The following is a 26,597-nucleotide window of genomic DNA, read 5'->3' as shown; positions in this document are numbered from 1 at the left end:
GTTCATGCCTGAACCATCGTTCATGCCTGAACCGTCGCTCGTGACAGGATGCTGAGCATGACCGGTACCGTGATCACCGTTGCTCCGACCGGCGCGGAAAATCGCAAGTCCGACGTTCCCGCGCTGCCCGTCACCATCGACGAGCTGGTGTCGACCGCCAAGGAGTGCGAGGCCCTCGGCGCGTCGATCATCCACGTGCACATCCGGGACGCCGCCGCCGAGCCCACCCTCGACCAGGGCCGCCTGCGCGCGACCGTGGCGGCGTTGCGGGAGGCCACCGACCTGATCGTCCAGCTGTCCTCGGGCGGCGCGGTCACCGACCCGGAGTCCGACCGGCTCGCCGTGCTGGACGCCGCGCCCGAGATGGCCTCGTGCACGATGGGCACCGTCAACTTCGGCGACGGCGTGTTCCTCAACCGCTGGGAGTTCATCGTCGACCTGCACACCCGGATGCAGGAACGCGGCATCGTGCCGGAGTACGAGATCTTCGACCTGGGCCAGCTGACCACGCTCCAGCGGTTGCTCGGCAAGTACGGCCTGCCGGCCGGCGGCCACGTCCACGTCGACCTCGTGATGGGTGTGCCCGGTGGGATGCCCGGGACGGCCGCCGCGCTGGTCGCGTGCGAGCAGGCCATCCGGGACCTGCCGGCGGGCACCACGTTCTCGGCCACCGGCATCGGCCGCAGCACCATCCCGGTGATGCTGGCGGCGCTCGCGGCCGGTGGTCACCTTCGGGTCGGTATGGAAGACACGATCACGTACGCGAAGGGTCAGCCGGTCGAGTCGAACATGCAGCTGGTGGCCCGGGCCGCCGGGTTCGCGCAGCTCGCGCAGCGGCCGCCGCTGACCGCCGCGGCCACCCGGGAGCTGCTCGGCCTGCCCGGTAGGTGAGACGACTCACGCTAGCTAAAGTTAGCGTTTTGCTTGCAACAGCTAGCACCCGCGGCTACCTTCGAATGCATGGCCACGCCCAAGGATCTGCCGCAGGACATCGGTGCCTTCATCCGTGACCTGAGGCAGACCGCCCAGATCTCGCTGCGCCAGCTCGCCGACAAAGCCGGCGTCAGCAACCCGTACCTCAGCCAGATCGAGCGTGGCCTGCGCAAGCCCAGTGCCGAGGTGTTGCAGCAGATTGCCAGTGCCCTGCGGGTGTCAACTCCGGCGATGTACCTGCGGGCAGGCCTGCTGGACGGCGAAGGTCAGCAGGGGGTGCTGGCCGCGATCGCGGTGGACCCGGACCTCACGATTGCCCAGAAACAGTCGCTGTCGCAGATCTACGAGACGTTCCGCAACGAGAACGCCCGGCACACACCCGAACCCAATGAGGATGCCGAGGAGACGAAATGACCGAGCAGACCAAGACCCGATTCCCCGCCCCGCTGTACGCCGCGGCCGGTGCCGGTGACCTCGCCTATCAGCAGCTGCGCAAGCTGCCGGCCGTGGTCACCGAGCTGAGCGAGCGCGCCGCCGCGTCGCTGCGCACCTACAACGAGCAGGCCAGCACCAAGGCCGCCCAGCTCCGCGAGAAGGCCGGCACCACCGACTTCGACGCCCTGCGTGGCAACGCCGCCAGCGTCGCCACCTCGCTGGCCCAGCTGGCCCAGGACCGCGCCGTCACGGCGTACACCGCCCTGGTGGCCCGCGGCGAGCGGGTGGTCGGCAGTGGCATCGTGGCCAGCGCCGACGTGGTGAACGCCGACATCGAGGCGACCGAGGAGCCCAAGGCTGTCACGGCCGCTCCCGACGGCAAGCCGCGCAAGCGTGCCGCGAAGCCGGCCGGCGAATAAGCATGATCAGCGGGCCCCGGCGACGGCCGGGGCCCGCGGCATAGACTTCCCCTCATGGCCTCTTCCGCGCCGATCTTCTACCTGGCAGTCGTCAGCTACCTCAACCTGCTCATTTTGATCTTTTCGCTGGTCGTCCAGGCGGTTGCGCTGATCCACTGTCTGACCCAGCGGGGCGACGGATTCCAGGCGATCGGCACCCTGCCAAAGGGCGCCTGGGCGGCGATCCTGGGTGTCTGCATCGTGTTGACTCTGCTGTTCAGCGGCCCGATCGGCATCTTCGGCCTGATCGGTGTCGCAGCTGCCCTGATCTATCTCCTGGATGTCCGTCCCGGCCTCAAAGACCTGTCGGACGGCAAAGGCTTCTGGTGAGGAGCTTCAGGTGAGGCGGTTCGGTCCGCCTCCGCCGGACGGCGGGCCGCGCCTGCACCGGGCCGATCCGACCGGCCCGCGTTCGGGCCGGCCCACCCTGCCCGGTCCATCCACCGAGTTGGTCGGCACGCCCGGCGGCGTACGCCTCGAACAACTGGTCACCGGCGCCGGCGACCCGGTGACCGTGTTCGCGCACGGCCTCGCCGGTGACATCGCCGGCACCCGGCCGCTGGCCAGCGCGGTCGGCGGCCGCCGGGTCTTCTTCCACTTCCGCGGGCACGGCCGCTCCGACGCGCCGGTCGGCCCGTGGACGTTCGCCGACCTCGCCCAGGACCTGCGCGCCGTGGCCGACCTGGCCGGCGCCACCCGGGCGCTGGGCGTCAGCATGGGCGCCGCCGCGCTGTGCCGGCTGCTCAGCGAGTCGCCGGGCCGGTTCGAGCGGGTGGTCTGTTACCTGCCCGCCGCACTGGACGGCACCCGCCCGGCGGCCGCCGAGGCCCGGATGGAACGGCTGCTCGCCGCCGTCGAGTCGGGCGAGGCGGCGTCGATCGCGGCCGCGGTCGAGGGCGAGTTGCCGGCGCCGGTGCGCAACACTCCGACCGGCTGGAGCTACCTGCGGCAGCGGGTCGAGCAGTTGCAGCGGGACGGGCTCGCGGCCGAACTGACCACCCTCTGGCACGAACCGGCGGTGCCCGACGAGGCGGCGCTGGCCGAGTTCCGGGGCCGGGCGCTGGTCATCGGCTGTCTCGGCGACGATGCGCACCCGGCGGGCTGGGCGGAGCGGCTGGCCGGCCTGCTCCCTGGCTCCGACCTGCACGTTTACGACCGCCCTGCGGTCCTGTGGACGCACCGGGCCGAGTTGCGCGACCGCATCTCCGCGTTCCTCAACGCTTGATCGACCGTATTGATCAAGCCCGACCCGTAACTTTTCCCTGCCGCCGACCGGTGTTCTCGGCGTGCGGCTATCGGCTAAATCCATCTTTTTCGGACTAGTGGCTTTCGGGCTCCCGATCTCTCTGGCGATCGGGTGGACCCTGGCCAGCCCGGCGCGCAAACCGGCTCCGGTCGGTGCACCCACCGGAACCGGCGGCATCGGCGCCGGCGGTCTCGGCGCGGCACCGGAACGGGGCGGCCAGCGGCAGCCGGTCACCGCGGTGGACTACTCGTCCCAGCCCCCGCGCCCGGGTCTGTCGTCGGCACCCGTGCCGCCGAGTGCGGCCGCGAGCGCGCCGGTGACCGTCCTGCCCTCGACGACCGTGACGGCGACCCCGCCGACCGCGACGTCGGCGCCCACGCTGCCGCCGCTGACGCTGCCCCCGGTGCCGACGCCCACCGACGTGAGCTCACCGGCCGGCCCACCGAGCGCGACACCGTCCGAACCGAGCAGCACCGCCACCACGCCCTAGGGTTCCGGGGGCGGCCGGCGAGCGGGACCGGCCCGCAGGTCCTAAGCTGCCGGATCGTGACTCCTGTTCGGCAGTTCCTACAGGGGGCCGCCCTCCTCGGCCGCGGTCTCGGCCTGATCCTGCGCAGCCCCAAGCTGCTCGGGCTCGGCCTGCTGCCCGCGCTGATCTCCGGCGTGCTCTACACCGTTGCCCTGGTCGTCCTGCTCAACTTCCTGCCCCGGCTGTCCCGCACGGTCACCTGGTTCGCCGCCGACTGGGCGGAGTTCTGGCGCGAGCTGATCCGGGTCTTCGCCGGCGTCGGCCTGCTCGGCGTGGCCGCGCTCTTCGGAGTCCTGACCTTCACCGCGGTGACGCTGCTCATCGGCGACCCGTTCTACGAGCGGATCTCGGAGCGGATCGAAGACCGGTTCGGCGGGGTGCCGAACGCCGTGGAGGTCCGGTTCTGGCCGTCGCTGGGGCGCAGCCTGGTCGATTCGCTGCGGCTGATCGGGCTGTCCGTCCTGATCGGTATCCCGTTGTTCCTGCTCGGATTCGTGCCGGTGATCGGGCAGACCGTGATCCCGGTGCTCGGCGCGACGGTGGCCGGCTGGCTGCTCGCGGTCGAGCTGTCCGGCGTCCCGTTCCAGCGGCGCGGCCAGCGGCTGCGGCAGCGGCGGCACGCTCTGTGGACGCAGCGACCGCTCGTGCTCGGCTTCGGCGTCGCCGTCTTCTGCTGCTTCCTGATCCCGCTCGGTGCCATCCTGCTGATGCCGGCCGCGGTCGCCGGCGCCACGCTGCTGTCCAGGACCGTCCTCGGCCACCCGGTAACCGGGGCAGGACAGGCCCGGTCAGGCGGACTCGCGGATCACCAGCTCGGTCGGTAGCACCACGGCGTCCGGCTGGTGTGGCTCGCCGTTGATCAGCCCGAGCAGCTGGCGGGCCATGGTCCGGCCCATCTCGACGATGGGTTGCCGGACCGTGGTGAGTGGTGGCTCGCTGTAGCGGCTGATCTCGAAGTCGTCGAAGCCGATCACCGCGACGTCGCCGGGCACCCGGCGGCCGGCGTCCTTGAGGGCCAGCAGCGCGCCGTGCGCCATCATGTCGGACGCCACGAAGACCGCGTCCAGCTTGGGGTCGTCGGCGAGCAGCGAGCGCATCGCCACGATGCCGGACTCGCGGGTGAAGTCGCCGACCGCCACGTGCTGGGCCAGGCCGGCCTCCTCCAACGTGGCCCGATAGCCGGCCAGCCGGTCGATGCCGGCCACCATGTCCTGCGGTCCGGCGATGGTGGCGATCCGGCGGCGGCCCGAGGTGACCAGGTGGCGGACCGCGCCGACCACCCCGCCGAAGTGGTCGACGTCCACGTACGGCACCGCGGCCTCGCCGATGGGCCGGCCGCTGCACACCACTGGGATGCCGAGGCGGACCAGTGTGCCTGGCAGCGGGTCGGCGCCGTGCATCGAGGCGAACATGACGCCGTCCACGTGACCGGCCACCGCGTACCGCTCCACGCGGTCGTGGCTCTTGGCGGAGCCGGCCATCATGAGCACGAGTTGCTTGTCGGCAGCCTCGAGTTCGCCGCCCACGCCGCGGATGATCGCGGGGAAGAACAGGTCGTCGGAGAAGACCCGGTTGGCCGTCTCCGGCAGGATCAACGCGATCGACTCGGTGCGCTGGGTCACCAGGCTGCGGGCCGCCTGGTTGGGCACGTAGCCCAGTTCCTCGACGGCCCGGGTGACTGCCTCGCGGATGGAAGCGGCCACCGAGGTGGAACCGTTGACGACACGGGAAACGGTGGCCCGGGAAACTCCGGCGCGTCGCGCCACCGCCTCCAGGGTTGGCCGCTCCCGCGTCACCACCAGGTCACCCCTCGCTCTCTCCCGGGTCGGCGATGCCGTTGCGGCGGATCACATCCCGGTACCACTTCGCGCTGTCCTTCAGCGTCCGCTGCTGCGTGCTGTAGTCGACGTGCACGATTCCGAAGCGCTTCGCGTACCCCTCGGCCCACTCGAAATTGTCCATGAGCGACCAGACGAAGTAACCGCGCAGATCGACGCCGGCTGCCAAGGCATCATGGCAGGCTCGCAGGTGGCCGTCGAGATACTCGACGCGGCGGGTGTCGTGCACCGCACCGTCCGCACTCGGGCCCTCCGGGTACGCGGCGCCGTTCTCGGTGATCAGCAGCGCGGTGCCCGGGTAGTCGTCGTGGATCCGCTTCAGCAGGCGGGTCAGGCTGGACGGCTCGACCAGCCAGTTCATGTCGGTCACCGGGCCGTCCGGGGCGCGGTACCCGACGCCTTCGCTGCCCGGCTGGTCGGGCGAACCGGTCGCGCCGGGTTTCGCGTACACGTATGTCGGTTGGTAGAAGTTGATCCCCAGCATGTCGAGCGGTGCGTTGATCGTCTTCAGGTCACCGTCCTGGATGTAGGCCAGATCGGTGAACCGGGCCATGTGCTCGAGCATGTCGGCCGGGTAGCGTCCGCGCAGCAGCGGGTCGAGGAAGACCCGGTTGGACAGGCCGTCGATGACCCGGGCCGCCTCCCGGTCCGCCCAGCTGTCCGGGTCGACCGGCGAGACCGCGTTCGGGTTGAGCGTGATGCTGATGCTCTGCGCACCGGCGTCGCGCAGCGAGCGGGCCGCCAGGCCGTGGCCGAGCAGCAGGTGGTGCACGGCGGCGAAGGTGGCGGCCGGGTCCTTCTTGCCGGGGGCGTGCAGGCCGCTGGCGTAACCCAGGTACGCCGAGCACCACGGTTCGTTCAGCGTGGTCCAGGTCTTGACCCGGTCGCCGAGCCGGCCGTGCACGATCCGGGCGTACTCGGCGAACGCCTCGGCGGTCTCCCGGACGGCCCAGCCGCCCCGGTCCTCGAGCGTCTGCGGCAGGTCCCAGTGGTAGAGCGTGACCACCGGGTCGATGCCCTTGCCGAGCAGCGCGTCGGTGAGCCGGTCGTAGAAGTCGAGTCCGCGGGCGTTGACCGGGCCGGTGCCGTCCGGCTGGATCCGCGGCCAGGCGACCGAGTACCGGTACGACGCGAGGCCGAGGTCCGCCATCATCGCCACGTCCTCGACGTAGCGGTGGTAGTGGTCGCAGGCGACGTCGCCGGTGTGCCCGGCGTAGACCTTGCCCGGTGTCCGGGTGAAGGTGTCCCAGATCGAAGGGCCGCGGCCGTCCTCCCGGGCGGCGCCCTCGATCTGGTACGACGCGGTGGCCGCTCCCCAGATGAAGCCGTCGGGGAAGGTGATCCCGGCAAGGGCCGGCTGCGCCGACGTGGACGTGACGGTTGCCGTCATGCGGTTTCCCCGCTTCCTGGTGTGCTCCCGAGTCAACTTAACCGGTTAATCATAGGCGCGAATTTCGCGACGACGAGGGCCGGTAAGACGAATACTGCCGGGTCAGCCGGTGCGAAGTGCGGTGAACAGCCGAGGATCACCCGTCACTACCAGACGGTCTGCCCGTTGGCGCCCCATCAGGGCGAGCAGCAGGTCGCTGGCGGTGCCGGTCGCCTGGGCCCGGGCGTGATGGTCGTCGGTGTCCAGGATCGTGCCGGTGTCGAGCAGCGCCACGCCGGCACCGCGGAGCCGGACAAACCACTCATGCCCGGCGTCGTTCGCGACCAGGTGCACCACGCCGTGCAGATCGGTGGGGCCCTTCCGGCGTCCGGCGGGCAGCCAGGTGTCGAGCACCTCGCTCACCCCGTCGGCGGCCAGCTTGGTCTCGATCGGGGTGGGCCGCCCGGCCGCAGCCTCGGCGTCCCAGCGGTGCACGGAGATCTCGTGGGCCATCCGGCGGTGCCAGAAATGCGCCTTCTTCGCCTGGGGTGCCCAGTTCCACGCCGGGAAGTCGGACTCGACCGCCTCGAGCGTCTCGATCGTGCCGGTGAGTTCCCGGCGCAAGCCGTCCAGCGCCTCGTCCCACCCGGGCGGCGTGCCGTCGCGGACGGGGCTGGTCGCCGGCCGCTCGGTGGTGCCGCGCGGCACCGTCTCACGGACCCAGTGCAGCAGGCCGGTGAGGTGCTCGACCAGGTCGGTGCCGGTCCAGCCGGGGCATGATGGCACCTCGACGGTCGGCCCGGCCTGGGCCACCGCGTCCTGCAACGCGGGGCTGTCGGCGCGCAGGGCCGCCATCCAGAAGTCCTTCGTCGCGTGCAGCCTGTTCATCGCATCTCTCTCCACTCCACCGGAGGTGCCGATGAGGTGCCCCAACCCTTGAGCCTAGGGTGAACGGCGTGTCTGACGTTAGCGGCGATCGCCAAACTGCCACGCCCGCCGGTTCACTCGCGGCGTACACGACGCTACGCCTCGGCGGGCCGGCCGGCATCCTGACCGTCGCTACCGACCATGACAAAGCAGTGGAAACTGTACGGAAGGCCGCCTCGGACGGCCGCCCGGTGCTGATTCTGGCCGGCGGCAGCAACGTGGTGATCGGTGACGACGGGTTCCCGGGCGAGGTGCTGCTGCTGCGCACCCGGGGCAGCCGGGTGGTGGCGAGCGACGCCGGCAGCGTGGTCCTCCGGGTGGCCGCCGGTGAGCTGTGGGACGACCTGGTCGAGCACGCGGTGACTCAGGGCTGGTCCGGCATCGAGTGCCTGTCCGGCATCCCGGGTTCGGCCGGTGCCACCCCGATCCAGAACGTGGGCGCGTACGGGCAGGAGGTCGCGCACACGATCGTGGCGGTGCACGCGTACGACCGGGAGGGCGACACGATCCGCGCGATGTCCCCGGCCGAGTGCGAATTCGCGTACCGCTCCAGCGTTTTCAAGCACAGCGACCGCTACCTCGTGCTGGAGGTCGACTTCCGGCTCGCGGTGTCGCCCGGCTCGGCCCCGATCCGGTACGCCGAACTGGCCCGCAGCCTCGGCGCCGAGCCGGGCGACCGGGTGCCGCTGCAACAGGCCCGGGACACCGTGCTCAAGCTGCGGGCCGGCAAGGGCATGGTGCTCGACCCGGACGACCGGGACACCTGGTCGGTGGGCTCGTTCTTCACCAATCCGGTGGTGTCCACCGAGGTCTGGCAGGGGCTGTCGCTGGACGCGCCGCACTGGCCCGGCGAGGACGGCAGCGTCAAGATCCCGGCGGCCTGGCTGATCGAGCACGCCGGATTCGGCAGGGGCTACCCGGGCGCCGGGGTGTCCATCTCGACGAAGCACACGCTGGCGCTGACCAACCGCGGCGAGGGCAGCACCACGGCACTGCTCGACCTGGCCCGCACCATCCGGGACGGCGTACGCGCGCGGTTCGGTGTCGAGTTGCATCCGGAGCCGGTCCTCGTCGGCTGCGAGTTCTGACCACCCTGGGGTTCACTCGTAGCCGAAAACCTGCGTGAAATAAGGCAGACCGTTCTTTCCGTACGCGACGCCGGTGCCGATCGAGTGGGCGCTGCAGTTGAGGATGTTCTCCCGGTGCGTCGGACTGTTCATCCAGGCCTCGACGACCTCCTCCGAGGTGCGGTAACCCCAGGCGATGTTCTCCCCGGACGGCTGGCTGTATCCGGCCGCATGCGAGCGGGCCACGAACGTCGTGCCGTCCCGCCAGACGTGGCTGAAGACGCCGGTGCGGGCCATGTACAGGCTCTGCCGCACGGAAGCCACGGTCAGCTCCCGGTCGACCCCGAGCTGGCCGCAGCCGTTGGCGCGCCGCTGCTGGTTGGTCCTGGTCACCACTTCGGACATCAGCACGGCCGGCGCGACGGACCCGGCCGGCGCGTGCCTGGGGAGCGGCGGAGCCGGCACCTTCGCGTCCGCCGGCGCGGCCATGACCAGCAGCGCGGGTGCCGCCGTCAGTACGGCGAGACGTCGTACGACCTGGTCGAGCACGGGTGCCTCCCGAATCCGAAGGGGGCCGAGTCGCCCACCAGTGGATATCGCATCCGTTTCTCGGCCGTACGTCCCTTATTTCCGCGAAACCGGAATCGGCGTACGCAAAAGTGTCAGGCTGGTGGGATGGTCGTGCGCTCCCGTCGCTCGGGCCTCACCGTTCCCGATGGCGGATCCGGCCGGACCGGCCCCGATCGCCCGATAGCCCGCTAAACTGTGACTGTCCGTAAATAGACCGTGACATCACGCTATCGTGGGTTTGCGCGGTTGATTCCGTCGCTCGCGGTCTGCGAGTGGCGCCGAGCAAGAAGCTGACCGGACGGGTCGCCCCATCGGCGAACTCGGCGGTGGGCCGTGTGCGGACGCGGCGCGCGAGCGAGGGGTGGGGGCCAGGGTGAGCACACGATGAGTCGCCTTCTCGTCGTCGAGGACGACCCGGATATCGCCCTTGCCCTCCGGCTGTTGTTCAGCCGTGCGGGCTACGAGGTGGCGCACGCCGGCGACGGCCGGACCGGTCTCAAGGAGGCCTACGCCGAGCACCCCGATCTGGTGGTCCTCGACGTCGGCCTGCCCGAGATGGACGGCTGGCAGGTCCTCGAGCGGCTGCGCGACGTCTCCGACGTGCCGGTGCTGGTGCTGACCGCGCACGGCCAGGAGGCGGAGAAGGTACGCGGCCTGCGCGGCGGCGCGGACGACTACCTCACCAAGCCGTTCGCGAACAACGAACTCCTGGCCCGGGTGGAGGCGCTGCTGCGCCGGTCGTCCAGCGGCCAGAACAGCTGGGCCAGCCAGGTCTACGACGACGGCCTGGTGCACCTCGACCCGACCAAGCGCCGGGTCTACGTCAAGGGCGACGAGAAGCGTCTCACGCCCACCGAGTTCCGCCTGCTCAACGCCCTGGTCCGGCATGCCGGTGCGGTGCTGAGCCCCAATCAGCTGCTGACCCAGGCGTGGGACGACCCCACCGGCATCGGTCAGGAGCGGGTCAAGTTCGCAGTACTCCGGCTACGCCGCAAGCTCGGCTGGTCGGATCCCGACGAGTCGCCGATCGAATCCGTCCGCGGATTCGGCTACCGCTACCGCCGGCCGGGCGGGGAAGCCTGATTCCCGTCATCCCGGCAGCGTTGTTCTCAGGAGGCGGGTGCCCCCGTCGATGAGGGCACTGGAAGCCGAGCAGGAGGTACTGAAGCGTGGAAGACCTTGGCGAGATCGTTGGCGAATTCCTCATGGAAAGCCACGAGAACCTTGATCAGATCGACCGCGACCTGGTCTCCCTTGAGCAGGAGCCAGATTCGCGCGACCTGATCTCCCGGATTTTCCGGGCGATCCACACGATCAAGGGCACCAGCGGCTTCCTGGCCTTCAGCCGGCTCGAGAAGCTCGCACATGCCGGCGAGTCGCTGCTCTCCAAGCTGCGCGACGGCGTGCAGCCGGTAACCCCGGCCACCATCACGACGCTGCTGGCCACGATCGACGGCGTACGGTCGCTGCTGACCGCCATCGAGGAGACCGGCTCCGAGAACGACGTCGACGTCGACAGCATCATCACCCAGGTCAACGCGCAGATGAACGCCGGTGAGGCGGCTGCCGAAGCGGCGGCCGAGGCCGGTGCGCCGGCGGCGGAGGCGGCGGCCGAGACCGCCGAGGCCGCGCCGGCCGAGAGCGCCGAGAAGCCCGAGCCGCTCGAGGAGTCGTCGGTCCGCCCGGCGCCCGAGCCGGTCGAGGGCCAGCGCCGCCCGCTCGGCGAGATGCTCGTCGAGTCCGGTGCCGCCCAGCCCGCCGACGTCGGCTCGGCGTTGCAGCAGCAGCTCGAGGGCGACGAGCGCAAGCTCGGCACGATCCTGCTGGAGGAGGGCAAGGCCAAGCCGGCCGCGGTCAACGAGGCGCTGCAGGCACAGACCCCCAAGCGGAGCATCGCGGACAGCGCCATCCGGGTCGACGTCGACCTGCTGGACACCCTGATGAACATGGTCGGCGAGCTGGTCCTGGCCCGGAACCAGCTGGTCCGCGGCGTCATGGAGATCGGCGACGCCACCCTGGTGCGCAGCGCGCAGCGGCTCGGCATGATCACCAGTGAGCTGCAAGAGGGCATCATGAAGACCCGGATGCAGCCCATCGAGCACATCTGGTCCAAGCTGCCCCGAGTCGTCCGGGACCTGAGCAACTCGATGGACAAGCAGGTCCAGCTCGTCATGGAGGGCAAGGAGACCGAGCTCGACCGGAGCCTGCTGGAGGCGGTCAAGGACCCGCTGACCCACCTGGTGCGCAACGCGGTCGACCACGGCATCGAGACCCCGGAGCAGCGGATCGCCTCGGGCAAGGGCCCGGAGGGCACGCTCACGCTGCGCGCGTACCACGAGGGCGGGCATGTCGCGGTCGAGGTGGCCGACGACGGCGCCGGCCTGAACGTGGAGCGGATCGCGCAGAAGGCGGTCGAGAACGGCCTGCTGCGTCCCGACCAGATCCCCAACATGGACCGTCGCGACATCATGGCGATGGTCTTCCAGCCCGGCTTCTCCACCGCCGCCAAGGTCACCAACGTGTCCGGCCGCGGCGTGGGCATGGACGTGGTGAAGACCAACATCGAGAACATCGGCGGTGCGGTCAGCGTCGACTCGACGCCCGGCGAGGGCACGGTCTGGCGGCTCACGATTCCGCTGACCCTGGCCATCATCCAGGCGCTCACCGTCGACTGCGGCGACCAGCGCTACGTGGTGCCGCAGGTCGCGGTGCTCGAGCTGGTCTTCATCGACGGCCAGTCCACCAAGATCGAGTACGCCTCCGGCGCGCCCGTCTACCGGCTGCGCGGCAAGCTTCTCCCGCTGGTGCGGCTGGACCGGGCGCTCGGCCTCGACGTGGGCGGCGACCAGGGCGTCTACATCATGGTGCTGCAGGCCGACGGCCGGCGGTTCGGCCTGGTCGTGGACCGGGTGCTGAACACCGAAGAGGTCGTGGTCAAGGCCCTCAACAGCCGGTTCAAAGACATTGGCCTGTACGCCGGAGCGACCATCCTGGGCGACGGCAAGGTGGGCCTGATCCTGGACGTCTCGTCGCTGGCCCGGCGCAGCCACCTGGCCGCCGACGCCGAGCGGCAGAACCTCGAGGCGTCCTCGCGTGCCTCCGGTGCCAGCGGTACCGGCGAGCGGCTGCTGGTCACCGCGGTCGGCGAGCGGCGGGTCGCGATCCCGCTGGACACCGTCACCCGGCTCGAGGAGTTCCCGCGCGAGCGGATCGAGCACGCCGGGTCCCGCGAGGTGGTCCAGTACCGCGGCCAGATCCTTCCGCTGGTGCGGCTGTCGCACCTGCTCGGTGCGTACGGCGAGGAGCCCGAGGGCGACACCGTCTCGGTGGTGGTCTACAGCGAGGGCGAGCGGAGCGTGGCACTGGTGGTGGACCGGATCGTCGACATCGCCGAGAACTCGACCACCACGCGGCGGGACGCCGAGGAGGACGGGCTGGTCGGCACGGCGGTCATCCAGCAGCGGGTGACCGAGCTGCTGGACGTGCGCCGCGCCATCCTGGCCGCCGACCCCAACTTCTACACCGACCTGGAACACGACGAGATGCTGGTGGAGGCCTGACATGACGAGCCGACAGTTCGCCACGTTCGAGGTGGCGGACCAGCTCTTCGGGGTCGAGGTGCACACCGTGCAGGAGGTGCTCTCGTACAACGAGTACACCCCGGTGCCGCTCGCCCCACCGGCCGTCGGCGGGCTGTTCAACCTGCGCGGCCAGGTCATCCCGGCGGTCGACCTGCGGGTGCAACTCGGGCTCGCGCGCAAGGCCCTGCAGGGACCGGTGATGAACGTGATCCTGCGCGGCGACGGTGAACCGGTCAGCCTGCTGGTCGACAAGATCGGCGAGGTGGTCGACCTGGACGACGACACCTTCGAACCGCCGCCCGACACGCTCAGCGGGCCGACCCGGGAGCTGGTCGTGGGCACGTTCAAGCTGGACGGACGGCTGATGCTGGCGCTCGACGTCAACCAGGCCGTCGACACGTACCGCGCCACCACCTGATGTACAGCCTGGTCAGCGCCCCGGTCCTCGGGTTCGACCTGACCCGCCTCAGCGGCGGGTCGGCGACCGCCGAGGTGGTGCTGCGTGGCCTGCGGCTGCAGAGCGCCGATCTGGCGGTGCTCGCCGAGCGGCTGCCCGACGAGGGTGTCCGTGGACCGCTGTGGGTCGAGGTGGAGAGCGCGGCGCGCCGGATGCCGTCGCTCAAGGGCATGTCGAAGGACGATCCGGCCGGCAGCCTGGCGCTGGTCGAGCGGGCGCCGATCGGTTCGGTCGACGCGCTGCTGACCTGTCTGCGCTACGACGTGATGGCGTGGACCTGGCAGGGCACCGGCCGGGACGCGCAGCAGAGCGACACCGCGGCCGCCGCCACCGCGCTGCTCTGCGACGCCGCGGTGGCCAGCTACCTGCGCGAGGTGTTGGACACGGACACCCGTCGCCGGCTCGGCGCCGGCTGGGTCTCGGCCATGCGCAAACTCCCGGTGGGTGCCCCGATCGACCTGGGACCGCATCACTACGTGGTGTCGGCACTGCTCGACCGGCTGCGCTCACTGCGGTCGAAGGATCTCAGCCGGCTCGCGACCTCGGCCGAGGACGCCCGGCGCAACGCCGGCGGCTGGTCGCCCGCCGTGCACTCAGCTTCCTGGGCCGCGTATCTCTCCGATCGGGTCCGCACCGCCGCCGCGGCGCAGATGCTGTTGGTACAGGCCGTCGACACGGCCGACATTCCGCTGGCCGATCGGGCCGGCGGGGTCTGGAACATGCTCAGCGGTGCCGTGCAGGCGCTGGTGGTACGTGACCTCCTGGACACCTCCACGGCGCATCGGCTGCTCGCACCGGTGGTCGCGGCACTCGGCCCGGCGTGGCTGGGGTGAAGGGGGTGGTTCGATGATTTCGGTCCTCGTCGTCGACGATTCGGTCGTGGTTCGTCGGCTCATCGTCGACGCCCTCGGCAGCGCCGAGAACATCGAGGTCGTCGGCACGGCGTCGAACGGCCTGCTGGCCCAAGCCAAGATCGACCAGCTCAAGCCCGACGTGATCACGATGGACATCGAGATGCCGCAGATGGACGGCATCGCCGCGGTGCGCGAATTGCGCAAGCGGCACAAGCAGATTCCCGTGATCATGTTCAGCACGCTGTCCGCGGCGGGTGCCAGCGCGACGCTGGAGGCGCTGTCGGCCGGTGCCACCGACTACGTGACCAAGCCCAGCAACGTCGGGTCGGTCAACGAGTCCATCGCGGCGGTCCGGGAGCAGCTGGTCCCCAAGATCCACGCGCTGGGCGGCAAGCGCCGGCCCGCCGCGCCGTCCGGCCCGCCGGCCCGTCCCGGCGCCGCGTCGCCCGGACCCCCGGCCCGTCCCGGTGCCGCCCCGCCGCGCGCCGGCCAGCCGCCGTCCGGTCCCGGCCGGCCCGGCGCCCCGCCGCCCGGCGCAGCTCGGCCGGCCAAGCGCGGCGCGCCCGGCGGCCGGATCGACATCCTCGCGGTCGGCTCCTCGACCGGTGGCCCGGACGCCCTGACCAAGGTGCTGACCGGCATCCCGGCCGACTTCCCGGTGCCGATCGTGGTCACCCAGCACATGCCACCGGTCTTCACCAAGATGTTCGCCGAGCGGCTGGACCGCAGCACGCCGCTGCGCGTGGTGGAGGCCGGCGACGGGATGGAACTGACCCCCGGCTGGGCCTACATCGCTCCGGGCGATCACCACCTGGTGTTCCACCGCCGGGGCACGGCAACGCTCACGCAGCTCAGCGGCGCGCCGCCGGAGAACTCCTGCCGACCGGCCGTGGACGTGATGTTCCGGTCGGTGGCGCAACTGTACGGGGCTTCCGCGTACGCCACCGTACTCACCGGAATGGGACATGACGGACGGGGTGGAGCGAAGGTGCTGAGGGACGCTGGCGCCGAGGTGTTGGCGCAGGACGAGGCCACCTCGGTGGTGTGGGGCATGCCGGGCGCGGTCGTCGGAGCCGGTCTGGCCGACGAGATTCTGCCGCTGGACCGGATCGCCGCGTTCCTGGTCAACCGGATCAAGTCGGGTCGTTCGGCGGCGGTGGCCCGATGAGTCTCACGCAGGCCGAGTTCAACTTCGTCTCCACGCTGGTCCGGCGCGAAGCCTCGATCGTCCTGGCCCCGGGCAAGGAGTACCTGGTCGAGGCGCGGCTCATCCCGGTGGCGCGGGCGGTCGGCGCGGCCAACGTCACCGAGTTCCTGGCGGAGTTGCAGCGCCGCCCGAACCCGCAGCACCAGCGCAAGGTCATCGACGCGCTCACCACGAACGAGACCTCGTGGTTCCGGGACCGGGAGCCGTTCGCGGCCCTTACCGACCAGGTCCTCCCGGAACTGATCAAGTCGCGCGCGACGGCCCGCAAGATCCGGATCTGGTCGGCCGCGAGCTCCAGCGGCCAGGAGGCGTACAGCCTGGCCATCACCATGCAGGAGAAGCTCCCGGCGGGCTGGACCTACGAGATCATGGGTACCGACATCTCCACCGAGATGGTCAAGCGGGCGGAGACCGCCGAGTACAGCCAGGTGGAGGTCAACCGGGGTCTGCCGGCGAGCCAGCTGGTGCAGTACTTCGAGCGGGCCGGTGCGCACTGGCGGGTCACTCCGGCGCTGCGCCGCAACGTCTCGTTCAAGCTGATGAACCTCACCGCCCCGCTGCCGCCGATGCAGCCGTTCGACATCATTTTCTTGCGAAATGTCCTGATCTATTTCGACGTCGCGACGAAGCGGACCGTGTTGCAGAACGCCGCCAAGCTGCTGCGTCCGGACGGCTGGCTCTTCCTGGGTGCGGCCGAGACGACCATCGGCATCGACGACAACTACGAACGGGTGGCCGCCGGCCGCACCTCTGCCTACCGAGTCCGAAGCGGGGTGCCCGCGGGCGCTCCGAGAAGGGGATGACGCCGGATGCGCGCCATGGTGATCGACGACTCCCGCGCAATGCGCATGATCCTCAAGCGCATTGTCACCAAGCTCAATTTCGAAGCGGTGGAAGCAGGCGACGGCAAGGAAGCGCTGGACCTGCTCACCGAGATGACCGAGGTGCCGGAACTGGCCCTCATCGACTGGAACATGCCCAACATGAATGGGCTCGAGTTCGTCACCCACGTCCGGGCCGATCCGCGCCTGCGCGAGATGACCCTGGTCATGGTCACCACCGAGAGCGAACAGAGCCAGATCGTACGGGCGCTCGCCGCGGGCGCCCACGAGTACGTGATCAAGCCCTTCACCGAGGGCGCCATGATCGAAAAGCTGGCCCTCCTGGGCCTTGTCCCGACCGGAGCGAACTCATGAGCGTCGAAGTCGAGGTCGACGAGAACGACCTCGCCGAGATGGTGGAGCAAGTCTGGATGTCGTACCTGGATCCGGAGGGCGTCAGCCCGCTGATCCCCAACTACGACGAGAACCAGCCCACCGAGGTGCACTCGTCGGTCTCCATCACCGGCTCCTGGACCGGACACCTGGTGTACGCGTCCTCCACCGAGGCGGCGCGCCGCGCCGCGGCCGCATTCCTCGCCATGGAGGCCGACGAGGTGAGCCAGGAGGACATCTCCGACGTGCTCGGCGAGTTGGCCAACATCGTCGGCGGCAATGTGAAGGCGATGCTGCCGCCCGGCGCCCTTCTCTCCCTGCCCCAGGTGGTCCTGGCACCCGAAACTACCGCCCGGTTCCCGAACACCGAGCGGATCAGCGGCGTCTACGGCGTGTGGGAGGGCGAACCGGTGTCCATTTCCATGTGGCAGAGCCGCGGTGAGGACAAGGAGGAACAGCAATGAAGATTCTCATCGCCGATGACAGCCGGGTGATGCGGCAGATCGTTGTCCGCACGCTGCGCCAGGCCGGCTTCGGCGACCATGAGCTGATCGAGGCCGTCGACGGCAAGCAAGCCTTGGACCTGGCCAAGTCCGAGAACCCCGATCTGGTGCTTTCTGACTGGAATATGCCCGAAATGACCGGTATCGAGGTATTGCGGCAGTTGCGAGCAGCCGGTAACGACATCAAGTTCGGATTCGTCACCTCCGAGTGCACGCCCGAGATGCAGCAGGCGGCGGAGGCGGCCGGATCCCTGTTTTTCATCGTCAAGCCGTTCACAGCTGAGCGATTCGATGAGGTATTCGCTCCTATTTTGGGATGATTAAGACATGTCCGACGTCTCGGTTCTTCCAGGCAGTGTGGCCGTTCGCAACCTCTTCGAGGACCTGCTCGGCCGCGAAGTGACCGTCAGCCCCGGCGATCCGCTCTCCGCGGACGACATCGCCACGGCCACGGTTGCCATTTTCACCGACAGCGCGCAGAAGATTTACGGCGTCCTCGGGATGGATCTCACGCTGGCGGCCAACGCCGGCGCCGCGCTCGGCCTGTTGCCGGCCGGCGCGGCCGAGGACAGCATCGACGAGAAGAAGCTCTTCCCGAATCTCGCCGAGAACGTCTTCGAGCTGTGCAACGTGCTGACCAGCCTGCTCAACCGGGAGGGCAGCCCGCACATCAAGATGTACCAGGTGATCTACCCCGGCGATCCGCTGCCCGCGGACGCCCGGGCGCACCTGATGGCCCTGGGCCGCCGGATCGACCTGCTGGTCGAGGTCAACCGGTACGGCAAGGGCAAGTTCAGCCTGTCGCTCGCGCCCTGAGTGACGGTTCTCTCTCCGATCGCGGGTCCACCCCTGTGGGTGGGCCCGCGATCCTTTTTGGGGCTAAGCAAAATCGCGCTCCGGTCGATCGCGTAGGTAGAGCATCAAACGGACGGGAGAAATTCATGACCTCGCCGACCTCGGGAATCTCGGGCAGTTCGGGCTCCAGCGCGGTGCCGGGAAACACCAGCATCGCGGCCAAGAGCAAGGAACTCGGGGACAAGGACACGTTCCTCAAGCTGCTCGTCGCCCAGCTCAAGTACCAGGACCCCACCAAGCCGGCCGACTCGACCCAGTTCCTGGCGCAGACCGCCCAGTTCACCCAGGTGGAGAAGCTGGGCGATATCGCCGACATGCTCAAGTCGCAGCGCATGCTCAGCGCGAGCGCGCTGGTCGGGCACTCGGTCAAATACATGGACGAGTCGGGTGCCCACCAGGAGGGCGTCATCTCGGCCGCCAAGCTCAACGGAGACAGCGAACCGGTCCTGCGGATCGGCAACATGGATGTGCCGCTGTCCAAGGTCATGGAAGTCCAGCCGATGGCGACCGGCGCTGCCGCTGCCGGTACGACCGCCCCGCAGTCGAGTGCCACGCCGGCGGCCCCGAAGCCGTCGTCCGTCACTCCGACGACCGGTCCCGCGACCGCCTAATTTAAGGACACCACCCATGCTGCGCTCTCTCTACTCAGGCATCAGCGGCCTGCACGCCCACCAGCAGATGATGGACGTCACCGGTAACAACATCGCCAACGTGAACACCGTCGGCTTCAAGGCCAGCACGATGCAGTTCCAGGACACGCTCAGCCAGATGCTCGGCGCCGCAGGTGCGCCGCAGAACGGCCAGGGCGGCTCCAACCCGGCACAGGTCGGTCTCGGTGTGGCCAACGCCGGCATCCTGTCCAACTGGGCACAGGGCTCACAGCAGACCACCGGCCGCTCCGGCGACATGATGATCCAGGGTGACGGCTTCTTCGTCACCCGCAGCGGCAACGAGATGCTCTACACCCGGGCCGGCTCGTTCTCGTTCGACGCGAACGGCCTGCTGGTCACCGCCACCGGCGAGCCGGTGCAGGGCTGGACCGCGACCGACGGCGTCGTCAACGCCTCGGCCAAGCCGGACGACATCCGGATGCCGCTGGGCAGCACGATCGCGCCGAAGGCAACCGAGACCATCACGCTCAAGGGAAATCTGAGCAGTGACGTCACGCCCGATCCGAACAATCCGGCCAACACCGGGTTCGGCGTTTACGACCCCGGCCCTCCCAACAACTCGGTCGGTTACGAGACCACCATTCCGGTCAAGGTGTACGACGCGCAGGGCGCCACCCATACGGTCGTCGCCATCTTCCACCGGACCAACCTTGACAACGCCGCCAATCCGCAGACCTCAAGCTGGGACATCGATCTGCGGGCCGAGGACGGCACCTCACTCGCGACGGATGACCTGGACTTCTCCGGTGGCCTTCCGAGTGCTGCCTCGCTCAATGCCGACGGCAAGACGATGACGATCGGCGCCTACACCGTTGATTTGTCGGATGTCACCTCGTTCTCCGGTATCTCCGACGCGCGCGTGTTCGACACCGACGGCCAGGCTGCCGGTGCGCTCACCTCGCTCTCGTACACCGTGAACGAGACCGGCCAGATTCTCGGCGTCTACAGCAACGGCATGAAACAGGTCCTCGGCCAAGTCGCGATGGCGACCTTCAAGAACGTCAACGGCCTGGAGAAGACCGGAAACTCCAGCTACCGCTCCACCGTCAACTCCGGGTATGCCCAGGTCGGGCAGCCCGGCAGCGCCGGCATGGGCGGCGTGGTCAACGGCGCCCTGGAGATGTCGAACGTCGACCTCGCGCAGGAGTTCACCAACCTGGTCATCGCCCAGCGTGGCTTCCAGGCGAACTCCCGCATCATCACCACCTCCGACGAGCTGCTCCAGGAGCTCGTCAGCATGAAGCGCTAGCACCACCGGTAGCCGGCCGACGGCCGGGACGGGCAGTTCGCTGCCTGTCCCGGCCGTCGTCTTTTGCCCGAACGGCTGCACCCGTAAGGCGACCGGATGGATCTCATCAGCAACCGTCAAGTCGCCGATTCTCCTTGTGACGGGCCACGGACGGCCTACCAGCCCAGGACCACACCACCACCCAAGGACGGATGTAAGTGATCCTCGTAACCCGCATCAACGGTGCCGTGTTCGCCCTGAATCCGGACCTGATCGAGCGTGTGGAGTGCACGCCCGACACGGTCGTAACGCTGGTTGACGGCACCAAGTACATCGTCGCCGAGTCCGTGCCCGAATTCATCGACTCGGTCCGCCACTACCGCGCCTCGCTGATCGCCCAGGCGAGTCGCCTGGAGGCCGAGCCCACGGCCACCGCCCTGACCGCAGACGACCACGAAGACCTCGACGCTAAGGTGCTCCCGCTGCACCGGAAGGAACGCTGATGGATATCTCCACCATCGTCGGTGTAGGCGCCGGCCTCGTAATCGTCTTCGCCGTGCAGATCCTCGAGGGTGGTTCGCCGTCCTCCATCCTGCTGATCCCCTCGATGCTGCTGGTGTTCGGCGGTGGCTTCGCCGCCGCGATGGCCGGCGGTGTGGTGAAGGACTGGTCCGGCGTCGGCGCGCAGCTGAAGAAGGCCTTCCTCACCAAGGTCCTGCCGCCCACCGAGCTGGTCGACAACGTCGTCAAGCTGGCCGAGCGGGCCCGCCGCGAGGGCCTGCTCGCCCTCGAGGACGCGGTCAAGACGGTCGAGCACCCGTTCCTGAAGCGCGGTCTGCAGCTCGCGATCGACGGCACCGACCCGGACGAGCTGCACGACATCCTGCACGCCGAGATCGCCGCGAAGAAGAAGTCCGACAAGGCCTCCGCGAAGCTGTTCGAGAACATGGGCGGCTACGCACCGACCATCGGCATCGTCGGTACGGTCATGGGCCTGGTGCACGTGCTGGAGAACCTCGACCAGCCCGACACGCTCGGCCACTCGATCGCCGCGGCGTTCTGCGCCACCCTCTGGGGCGTGCTGAGTGCCAACCTGATGTGGCTGCCGATCGCGGCCCGTCTCGCCCGGCTGAGCCAGGTCGAGGCCGAGGAGATGGAACTGGTCGTCGACGGTGTGCTGGCCATCCAGGCCGGCTCGAACCCGCGACTGGTCGCCCAGAAGCTGCGCAGTCTGCTCCCGCCGGACGAGGCCGCCAAGGCCGAGGCGGCCGCGAACACCAAGAAGGCGGCATAACGAATGAGTTCAGGTGGTGGCGGCGGCGGCAAGCGCAAGAAGCCGCATGAGGAGCACGAGGAGCACGTCAATCACGAGCGCTGGCTCGTGTCGTACGCCGACATGCTCACCCTGCTGTTCGTTCTGTTCGTGGTGCTCTACTCGATGAGTGACGTGAACATGAAGAAGTTCGCGCAGCTCGCCAACGGTCTCTCCGAGGGATTCGGCGCGCAGAGCGCCGCCTTCCAGGGCAAGCAGGCAGTGCTCGAGGGTTCCGGCAACAACACGCAGATCGTGTCGATCGACCCGGGCGCCGGCAGCGGCGACGGCAAGGCCGGCACCTCCGACATGACCGCCAAGGAAATCCAGGCGGTGCAGAACGCCCTGGTGGCGCAGAGCCGCGCCAAGGCCTCCAAGGACGCTCAGGCGGCGACCAAGGAAGCCGAGGACCTGAAGAAGATCGAGAACAAGATCTCGGACGCGCTGGCCAAGCAGAAGCTGCTCGGCCAGGTGAAGTTCACGATCGACCGGCGCGGCCTGGTGGTCACGGTGGTGACCAACGAGATCGTCTTCGCCGGCGACCGGGCGGACCTCAAGTCCGGTGGCCAGAAGATCCTCAACGCCGTCGCGCCGACGCTGGCCAAGCTGCCGAACAGCATCGAGGTTGACGGCAACACGAACCAGCTGAACGCCAGGACCAAGTACTACCCGAGCGGTTGGGAGCTGTCCGCGGCGCGGGCCTCGACCACCGTCCGGTACCTGTCCAGCCACGGCATCGCCAAGAACCGGATGAGTGCCGTCGGGTTCTCCGACACCAAGCCACTGATCGACCCCGCCGACCCGCGGTCGATCACGATGAACCGCCGGGTGGACATCGTCGTCCTCACCACCCTGCCGGCCGACCAGGCCGCACTGCTGCCCACCGCGTCCGGTTCGGACGCCAAGCTGCACACCGGCCAGACCACGGCGCAGGCCGAGGCGATCGCGAAGGCGGCCGAGCCGGCCGCGAGCACCACCCCGACCACACCGACCACCACCCCGCACGACTGACGAGAGGAGCTGCTATGAGCGACAAGGATGCTGCTGCCCCCGAGGCGCCGAAGAAGTCCAAGAAGATGCTGATGATCATCATCGTGGCGGTAGTCGTGCTGCTGGGCGGTGGTGCCGGCGCGTTCTTCATGATGAAGGGCGATTCGGCCGAGGCGGCGAAGGAGCCCGTGAAGGGCATCGTCGTGGGGATCGAGGACTCGCTGACCGTGAACCTGGCCGACGGCCACTACCTGAAGTTCAAGTTCGCGCTTCAGCAGACCGAGGAGGCCGGCGCCGAGAAGGTCGACCTCAGCGAGGCGATCAACCTGGCGATCGACGAGTACACCGGGCGCAAGGTGGCCGAGCTCTCGACCGAGAAGGGCCGCGAGACCATCAAGCACGACCTGCTGACGAAGATCGTGAAGATCTACACCGAGAAGGACGTCAAGATGGTCATGGACATCTACTACACCGAGTTCGTGACCCAGTAAGGGATTCCGAATCGGCAAAGCGGACGGGCGGGCTCACTCCGGTGAGTCCGCCCGTTCGTCGATTCAGGGATAAAAACGCTTCTCGCGCTCAGCGGTTCCGGAAATGAGCCGATGGGGACGACGTGACCTCCGCTACTCGATCCCCGGGCAAGATGTCGCGTCGCGGCCAGGGCGGAGGGCCGACCGCGTACGACTTCCGGCGCCCGGTCAAGCTCTCCCGGGACCACGTCCGCACGCTGCAGACCGCGTTCGAGACGTACGCCCGTAGTTGCGGCACCCTGCTGACCACTCGCCTGCGGGTGGTCAGCAGCGTCACGCTCGCCTCGATCGAGCAGCTCAACTACGACGAATACGTGGCCGCGCTGGCCAACCCGACGGTGATCGCCGTGGTGACCCTCGAGCCGCTGGACGGCACGGCCCTCATGGAGCTGTCCTCGTCGGCCGTGATGACCGCCATCGACCACATGCTCGGCGGCCCCGGCGGGCCCCAGCCGGAGCGGCCGCTCACCGAGGTCGAGATGCCGCTGCTCCGCGGGCTCCTGGAACGGATGCTGGGCGAGCTGCGGTACGGCTTCGAGGCGCTCGTCGACATGGCGCCGACGCTCAAGGAAGTCGAGTACAACGCGCAGTTCCTGCGGGCACACGCGCCCGGCGACGCCTGCGTGGTCGCCACCTTCGACCTCAAGATCGGTGCCGAGGAGTGCATGGCCACGATCTGCATGCCGTTCAACATGATCCTGCCGGTGCTGAGCCGGACCGAGACGATCGTGCTGAGCGACAAGGAACGGGCCAGCCGGGATCTCGCGTTGCGCAACCTCACGGCCGGCCTTTTCTCGGCTCCGATCGACGTTGCGGTCCGATTCCAGCCCATTCGTATGCGTACCGATGACATCGTGGACCTGCGTCCCGGTGACGTCGTGCCGCTCGGTCATCCGACCAGCAGGCCGCTCGAGGTGACGGTCAACGAGACCGTTTTCGCTCACGCAGTTCCCGGTAATCAGGGCGCCCGGCTCGCCTGCCTCGTGGTGCCGCCGCCCAAGGAGTCGTCCAAGGAGTCTGGCCGTCCATGACCGCGCCCACCATCACCGCGCCGCAGCTCACACTCGCCCGGAACGCCGCCGACGCGGCGCTGGCCGTGCTGCCCACCAGCCGGGCGCTGAGCGCCGCCGCCCCGATCGCGGCGACCGCCGACGTGCTCGCCGACGGCCAGGCGGTGACGGCCAAGTTCAGCGGCGCGGCCAACGGCGAGGTCGTCGTGGTGGTCGGCCAGGATCTCGCGGACGCGCTCAAGGAGAGCCCGCTGGGCGAGCTCGACCTCACCGCCGCGGTCCGGCCCGCCCTGGAGGCGGCAGCCCGGGTCTTCGGGCCGGTGGTCCTCGATCCGGGCGTGGTGATGGAGTCCGGCGTGGCGATGAGCTCGCTGGCCACCAAGGAGGACGCCGTCGCGGTCCCGCTGGTGGAGGGCGAGGAGGTGCGGGCGGTGCTCGCGCTCGCGCTGAGCCCGTGGCCGGGCGAGGAACCGGGCCAGATGGACGTGGCCCGCCAGCAGTCCGCCGGGCCGGGCATCCAGCTGCGCGGCGGCCTCGACATGCTGCACGACGTCGAGATGGAGGTCTCGGCCGAGCTGGGCCGCACCCGGATGGCGGTCCGCGAACTGCTCTCGCTCAACCCGGGCGCCATCGTCGAGCTGGACCGGGCCGCCGGCAGCCCCGCCGACCTGCTGGTCAACGGCCGGTTGATCGCTCGGGGCGAGGTGGTCGTGGTGGACGAGAACTTCGGTATCCGGATCACCGAGATCGTCTCGCCGGGCACCGAACGGGAGTAACCGCCTTGATCGAGCTCGTCCTTCAGGTCGGCTTCTCGCTGGCGGTCGTCCTGGGCCTGATGTGGGCCCTGGCCCGCGCGGTGCGCCGGCCGCTGGGCGCGGGCCGCGGCCACGGACCGCTCGCGGTGCTCAACCGGCAGCAGCTGACCCGGGGAGCGGCGGTGACCGTGGTCCGGGTGGCCGACCGGGCTCTCATCCTGGGCGTCACCGATCAGCAGGTGAGCCTGCTGGGCGAGGCCGAGGTGGCGGACTTCGAGAAGCACCCGCCGGAGCGGCGGGACAGCGTGGTGCTGGCCGAGGACGAGGCCGGCGAGCTGCCCGATGCCCATCCGGCGGCGGCCGACGTCTCGAGCTCGGGGCGGATCCTGGACTTTCTGCGCGACCGGACCACGAGGCACTGATATGCGACGCGCGATCCTGCTCCTGCTCGCGAGCGCCGGCCTGGCACTCGTACTGCTGCCTGGAATTGCCGCGGCTGAGCCGGGTCGTGCCCCCGCGCCCGCACCCACCCCGCCGCCGGCCGCCGTGGCGGCCACCGCGACGACCGTGGCCCTGCCGCAACTCGTGCCGCGGGCACCCACTCCGCCGGCGCCGCCGAACCGGCCGAGCATCAACCTGAACGTCAACGGCACCAACCCGGACGGCAGTCGCCCGGCCACCTCGCTGGTGATCATGCTGGGCCTCACCGTGCTGTCGGTGGCGCCGGCCCTGCTGCTGCTCTGCACCTGTTTCACCAAGATCTTCATGGTGCTGGGCATCACCCGCAACGCGCTGGGCCTGACCAGCATGCCGCCCAACCAGGTGCTGGCCGGGCTCGCGCTGTTCCTCAGCCTGTTCATCATGGGCCCCACCGTCTCGGCCATGAACGAGCAGGGCGTGCAGCCCTACCTGAAGGGCGACAAGAACCAGGCGCAGGCGTTCAAGGACGGCGTGGAACCGCTGCGCGAGTTCATGTGGAAGACCACCCGTGAGGACGAGGTGGCCCTGATGGTCAAGCTGTCCGGCGAGGAGCGTCCGCGGAACAAGGAAGACGTCGAGCTGACCACGCTGATCCCGGCGTTCGTGCTGTCCGAGCTGCGGGCCGCATTCATCATCGGCTTCGTCATCTTCATCCCGTTCCTGTTGATCGACATGGTGGTCTCGGCGTCACTGATGTCACTGGGCATGATGATGCTGCCCCCGGTGACCGTCGCCCTGCCCTTCAAGCTCCTGTTATTCGTCCTGGTCAACGGCTGGGGGCTGATTCTCACCGCGCTGGTTGCGTCATACCGATGAACTGGAACGTGCCGGTCGCGGAGCTGCTGGCGATCATGCTGGGCGCGGCCCGTACCGGCGCCTGGATGATCATCTGCCCGCCGTTCAACTCGCGGCTCATCCCCGGGACCATCAAGGTGCTGCTCTCCATCGGCCTCACCCTGCCGATGGCGCCATACCTGCGGAGCACCATCCCGTCCCTGGAGACGGCCGACATCATCGCGAGTGCCGCGCTTCAGGTCTTCATCGGTGCCGCGCTGGGCTTCATCACGGCGCTGCTGTTCGCCGCGCTCCAAGCGGCCGGTGACCTGCTGGACCTGTTCGGCGGCTTCACCCTGGCGATGGGGTACGACCCGCTGTCGATGAACCAGAGCTCGGTGTTCGGCCGGTTCTACAACCTGGTGGCGGCCACCCTCCTGTTCGCCACCGAGGGGCACCAGCTGATCCTGCGCGGATTTCTGCAGTCGTTCCAGACGATTCCGCTCAACGCCGGGCTCAACATGAGCACGTTCAGCCAGTTGCTGATCGAGGGCATCGGCGAGATGTTCCTGGCCGCGCTGCAGATCGCCGGCCCGCTGATCGCCGTGCTGTTCCTCACCGACGTGGCGTTCGGCCTCCTCAACCGGGTGGCGCCGGCGCTCAACGCGTTCCAGCTCGGTTTTCCCGCCAAGATCTTCCTGGTCCTGCTGCTCTCCGGGCTGGCCATCACCACCCTGCCGGCGGTGGTCGACACGCTCGTCGAGAAGGCGGTCAACGCGGTCCTGAACCTCACCGGCGGCTGAG

Annotated in this window: 32 protein-coding genes and 1 pseudogene; 28 read left to right on the top strand and 5 right to left on the bottom strand. The window is 69.2% G+C overall.

Annotated features, from left to right (window positions below):
- The first annotated feature begins 57 nt into the window (after positions 1 to 57).
- The 5 genes and pseudogenes from Ari01nite_RS26830 (at position 58) to Ari01nite_RS26810 (ending at position 3,051) form a co-directional block, all read left to right on the top strand.
- The gene (locus Ari01nite_RS26830) at positions 58 to 891 is read left to right on the top strand and encodes a beta-keto acid cleavage family enzyme (RefSeq protein ID WP_203784949.1); all 834 of its coding nucleotides are present in this window, start codon (positions 58 to 60) and stop codon (positions 889 to 891) included.
- A gap of 69 nt (positions 892 to 960) precedes the next feature.
- Positions 961 to 1,305 (top strand): annotated as a pseudogene (locus tag Ari01nite_RS26825) (helix-turn-helix domain-containing protein); the annotation flags it as partial.
- A gap of 38 nt (positions 1,306 to 1,343) precedes the next feature.
- Complete coding sequence (locus Ari01nite_RS26820; protein WP_203784947.1) at positions 1,344 to 1,787, top strand: hypothetical protein; 444 nt, start codon at positions 1,344 to 1,346, stop codon at positions 1,785 to 1,787.
- Positions 1,788 to 1,841: 54 nt separating this feature from the next.
- Positions 1,842 to 2,156, top strand: a complete 315-nt coding sequence (locus tag Ari01nite_RS26815) for a DUF2516 family protein (protein WP_203784946.1) — start codon at positions 1,842 to 1,844, stop codon at positions 2,154 to 2,156.
- Positions 2,157 to 2,166: 10 nt separating this feature from the next.
- A complete protein-coding gene (locus tag Ari01nite_RS26810; protein WP_203784945.1) occupies positions 2,167 to 3,051 on the top strand; it encodes an alpha/beta fold hydrolase in 885 nt (294 codons plus the stop codon).
- A 264-nt stretch (positions 3,052 to 3,315) separates the two neighbouring features.
- On the opposite strand, the gene Ari01nite_RS26805 is transcribed toward Ari01nite_RS26810, so the two are convergent.
- Positions 3,316 to 3,552: a hypothetical protein gene (locus Ari01nite_RS26805; protein WP_203784944.1), complete on the bottom strand. Its 237-nt coding sequence runs from the start codon at positions 3,550 to 3,552 to the stop codon at positions 3,316 to 3,318.
- 66 nt (positions 3,553 to 3,618) lie between these two features.
- On the opposite strand from Ari01nite_RS26805, the gene Ari01nite_RS26800 reads away from it, so the two are divergent.
- Positions 3,619 to 4,425, top strand: coding sequence for an EI24 domain-containing protein (locus tag Ari01nite_RS26800; protein ID WP_203784943.1), 807 nt, complete (start codon positions 3,619 to 3,621; stop codon positions 4,423 to 4,425).
- Here Ari01nite_RS26800 and Ari01nite_RS26795 read toward each other — a convergent pair.
- From Ari01nite_RS26795 to Ari01nite_RS26785, 3 genes are all read right to left on the bottom strand, one after another.
- Positions 4,390 to 5,400 carry a LacI family DNA-binding transcriptional regulator gene (locus Ari01nite_RS26795; protein WP_203784942.1) on the bottom strand — a complete coding sequence of 337 codons (1,011 nt, stop codon included), beginning with the start codon at positions 5,398 to 5,400 and terminating at the stop codon, positions 4,390 to 4,392. The genes Ari01nite_RS26800 and Ari01nite_RS26795 overlap by 36 nt on opposite strands.
- Before the next feature lie 4 nt (positions 5,401 to 5,404).
- Positions 5,405 to 6,829 carry a GH1 family beta-glucosidase gene (locus tag Ari01nite_RS26790; RefSeq protein WP_203784941.1) on the bottom strand — a complete coding sequence of 475 codons (1,425 nt, stop codon included), beginning with the start codon at positions 6,827 to 6,829 and terminating at the stop codon, positions 5,405 to 5,407.
- Between the two features lie 102 nt (positions 6,830 to 6,931).
- Positions 6,932 to 7,696 (bottom strand): maleylpyruvate isomerase family mycothiol-dependent enzyme, encoded by a 765-nt coding sequence (locus Ari01nite_RS26785; protein WP_203784940.1) that lies wholly within the window; start codon positions 7,694 to 7,696, stop codon positions 6,932 to 6,934.
- A 68-nt stretch (positions 7,697 to 7,764) separates the two neighbouring features.
- Here Ari01nite_RS26785 and Ari01nite_RS26780 point away from each other — a divergent pair, with 68 nt between their 5' ends.
- On the top strand, positions 7,765 to 8,823 hold the full coding sequence (locus Ari01nite_RS26780; protein ID WP_203784939.1) for a UDP-N-acetylmuramate dehydrogenase: 1,059 nt from the start codon (positions 7,765 to 7,767) through the stop codon (positions 8,821 to 8,823).
- Between the two features lie 12 nt (positions 8,824 to 8,835).
- On the opposite strand, the gene Ari01nite_RS26775 is transcribed toward Ari01nite_RS26780, so the two are convergent.
- Complete coding sequence (locus tag Ari01nite_RS26775) at positions 8,836 to 9,351, bottom strand: CAP domain-containing protein (protein ID WP_239163057.1); 516 nt, start codon at positions 9,349 to 9,351, stop codon at positions 8,836 to 8,838.
- A gap of 405 nt (positions 9,352 to 9,756) precedes the next feature.
- Here Ari01nite_RS26775 and Ari01nite_RS26770 point away from each other — a divergent pair, with 405 nt between their 5' ends.
- From Ari01nite_RS26770 to Ari01nite_RS26670, 21 genes are all read left to right on the top strand, one after another.
- On the top strand, positions 9,757 to 10,455 hold the full coding sequence (locus tag Ari01nite_RS26770) for a response regulator transcription factor (protein ID WP_203784938.1): 699 nt from the start codon (positions 9,757 to 9,759) through the stop codon (positions 10,453 to 10,455).
- Positions 10,456 to 10,541: 86 nt separating this feature from the next.
- The gene (locus tag Ari01nite_RS26765; protein ID WP_203784937.1) at positions 10,542 to 12,932 is read left to right on the top strand and encodes a chemotaxis protein CheW; all 2,391 of its coding nucleotides are present in this window, start codon (positions 10,542 to 10,544) and stop codon (positions 12,930 to 12,932) included.
- A gap of 1 nt (position 12,933) precedes the next feature.
- Positions 12,934 to 13,371: a chemotaxis protein CheW gene (locus Ari01nite_RS26760; protein ID WP_203784936.1), complete on the top strand. Its 438-nt coding sequence runs from the start codon at positions 12,934 to 12,936 to the stop codon at positions 13,369 to 13,371.
- Positions 13,371 to 14,243 (top strand): hypothetical protein, encoded by an 873-nt coding sequence (locus tag Ari01nite_RS26755; protein ID WP_203784935.1) that lies wholly within the window; start codon positions 13,371 to 13,373, stop codon positions 14,241 to 14,243. The genes Ari01nite_RS26760 and Ari01nite_RS26755 overlap by 1 nt, the downstream gene beginning before the upstream one ends.
- A 13-nt stretch (positions 14,244 to 14,256) precedes the next feature.
- Positions 14,257 to 15,432, top strand: coding sequence for a protein-glutamate methylesterase/protein-glutamine glutaminase (locus Ari01nite_RS26750; protein ID WP_203784934.1), 1,176 nt, complete (start codon positions 14,257 to 14,259; stop codon positions 15,430 to 15,432).
- Complete coding sequence (locus Ari01nite_RS26745) at positions 15,429 to 16,274, top strand: CheR family methyltransferase (RefSeq protein ID WP_203784933.1); 846 nt, start codon at positions 15,429 to 15,431, stop codon at positions 16,272 to 16,274. Before Ari01nite_RS26750 ends, Ari01nite_RS26745 begins: the two co-directional genes overlap by 4 nt.
- A gap of 15 nt (positions 16,275 to 16,289) precedes the next feature.
- The gene (locus tag Ari01nite_RS26740) at positions 16,290 to 16,667 is read left to right on the top strand and encodes a response regulator (protein ID WP_239163056.1); all 378 of its coding nucleotides are present in this window, start codon (positions 16,290 to 16,292) and stop codon (positions 16,665 to 16,667) included.
- Entirely contained in the window at positions 16,664 to 17,149 is a 486-nt protein-coding gene (locus Ari01nite_RS26735; protein WP_203784931.1) for a chemotaxis protein CheX, read from the top strand. Before Ari01nite_RS26740 ends, Ari01nite_RS26735 begins: the two co-directional genes overlap by 4 nt.
- A complete protein-coding gene (locus Ari01nite_RS26730) occupies positions 17,146 to 17,508 on the top strand; it encodes a response regulator (RefSeq protein WP_203784930.1) in 363 nt (120 codons plus the stop codon). The genes Ari01nite_RS26735 and Ari01nite_RS26730 overlap by 4 nt, the downstream gene beginning before the upstream one ends.
- 7 nt (positions 17,509 to 17,515) lie before the next feature.
- Complete coding sequence (locus Ari01nite_RS26725; RefSeq protein ID WP_203784929.1) at positions 17,516 to 18,004, top strand: hypothetical protein; 489 nt, start codon at positions 17,516 to 17,518, stop codon at positions 18,002 to 18,004.
- Positions 18,005 to 18,129: 125 nt separating this feature from the next.
- Positions 18,130 to 18,654, top strand: a complete 525-nt coding sequence (locus Ari01nite_RS26720) for a flagellar hook assembly protein FlgD (RefSeq protein ID WP_203784928.1) — start codon at positions 18,130 to 18,132, stop codon at positions 18,652 to 18,654.
- A gap of 16 nt (positions 18,655 to 18,670) precedes the next feature.
- Entirely contained in the window at positions 18,671 to 19,963 is a 1,293-nt protein-coding gene (locus tag Ari01nite_RS26715) for a flagellar hook protein FlgE (protein WP_203784927.1), read from the top strand.
- Between the two features lie 197 nt (positions 19,964 to 20,160).
- The gene (locus Ari01nite_RS26710) at positions 20,161 to 20,445 is read left to right on the top strand and encodes a flagellar FlbD family protein (RefSeq protein WP_203784926.1); all 285 of its coding nucleotides are present in this window, start codon (positions 20,161 to 20,163) and stop codon (positions 20,443 to 20,445) included.
- Positions 20,445 to 21,236 carry a flagellar motor protein gene (locus Ari01nite_RS26705; protein ID WP_203784925.1) on the top strand — a complete coding sequence of 264 codons (792 nt, stop codon included), beginning with the start codon at positions 20,445 to 20,447 and terminating at the stop codon, positions 21,234 to 21,236. Before Ari01nite_RS26710 ends, Ari01nite_RS26705 begins: the two co-directional genes overlap by 1 nt.
- Positions 21,237 to 21,239: 3 nt before the next feature.
- Positions 21,240 to 22,265, top strand: a complete 1,026-nt coding sequence (locus tag Ari01nite_RS26700) for a flagellar motor protein MotB (protein ID WP_203784924.1) — start codon at positions 21,240 to 21,242, stop codon at positions 22,263 to 22,265.
- Positions 22,266 to 22,279: 14 nt separating this feature from the next.
- Complete coding sequence (locus Ari01nite_RS26695; protein WP_203784923.1) at positions 22,280 to 22,735, top strand: flagellar basal body-associated FliL family protein; 456 nt, start codon at positions 22,280 to 22,282, stop codon at positions 22,733 to 22,735.
- A gap of 122 nt (positions 22,736 to 22,857) precedes the next feature.
- A complete protein-coding gene (locus Ari01nite_RS26690) occupies positions 22,858 to 23,805 on the top strand; it encodes a flagellar motor switch protein FliM (RefSeq protein WP_239163055.1) in 948 nt (315 codons plus the stop codon).
- Entirely contained in the window at positions 23,802 to 24,560 is a 759-nt protein-coding gene (gene fliN / locus Ari01nite_RS26685; RefSeq protein ID WP_203784922.1) for a flagellar motor switch protein FliN, read from the top strand. Before Ari01nite_RS26690 ends, fliN begins: the two co-directional genes overlap by 4 nt.
- Positions 24,561 to 24,565: 5 nt before the next feature.
- Positions 24,566 to 24,961, top strand: coding sequence for a FliO/MopB family protein (locus Ari01nite_RS26680; RefSeq protein ID WP_203784921.1), 396 nt, complete (start codon positions 24,566 to 24,568; stop codon positions 24,959 to 24,961).
- 1 nt (position 24,962) lies between these two features.
- Positions 24,963 to 25,835 (top strand): flagellar type III secretion system pore protein FliP, encoded by an 873-nt coding sequence (fliP, locus tag Ari01nite_RS26675; protein ID WP_203784920.1) that lies wholly within the window; start codon positions 24,963 to 24,965, stop codon positions 25,833 to 25,835.
- Positions 25,832 to 26,596, top strand: coding sequence for a flagellar biosynthetic protein FliR (locus Ari01nite_RS26670; RefSeq protein WP_203784919.1), 765 nt, complete (start codon positions 25,832 to 25,834; stop codon positions 26,594 to 26,596). The genes fliP and Ari01nite_RS26670 overlap by 4 nt, the downstream gene beginning before the upstream one ends.
- Position 26,597 lies beyond the last annotated feature (1 nt).

Source organism: Paractinoplanes rishiriensis (genome assembly GCF_016862375.1).
Classification (GTDB): domain Bacteria; phylum Actinomycetota; class Actinomycetes; order Mycobacteriales; family Micromonosporaceae; genus Actinoplanes; species Actinoplanes rishiriensis.
The sequence above is the reverse complement of the archived record's forward strand: the minus strand, read 5'-3'. Positions and strand labels throughout refer to the sequence as shown.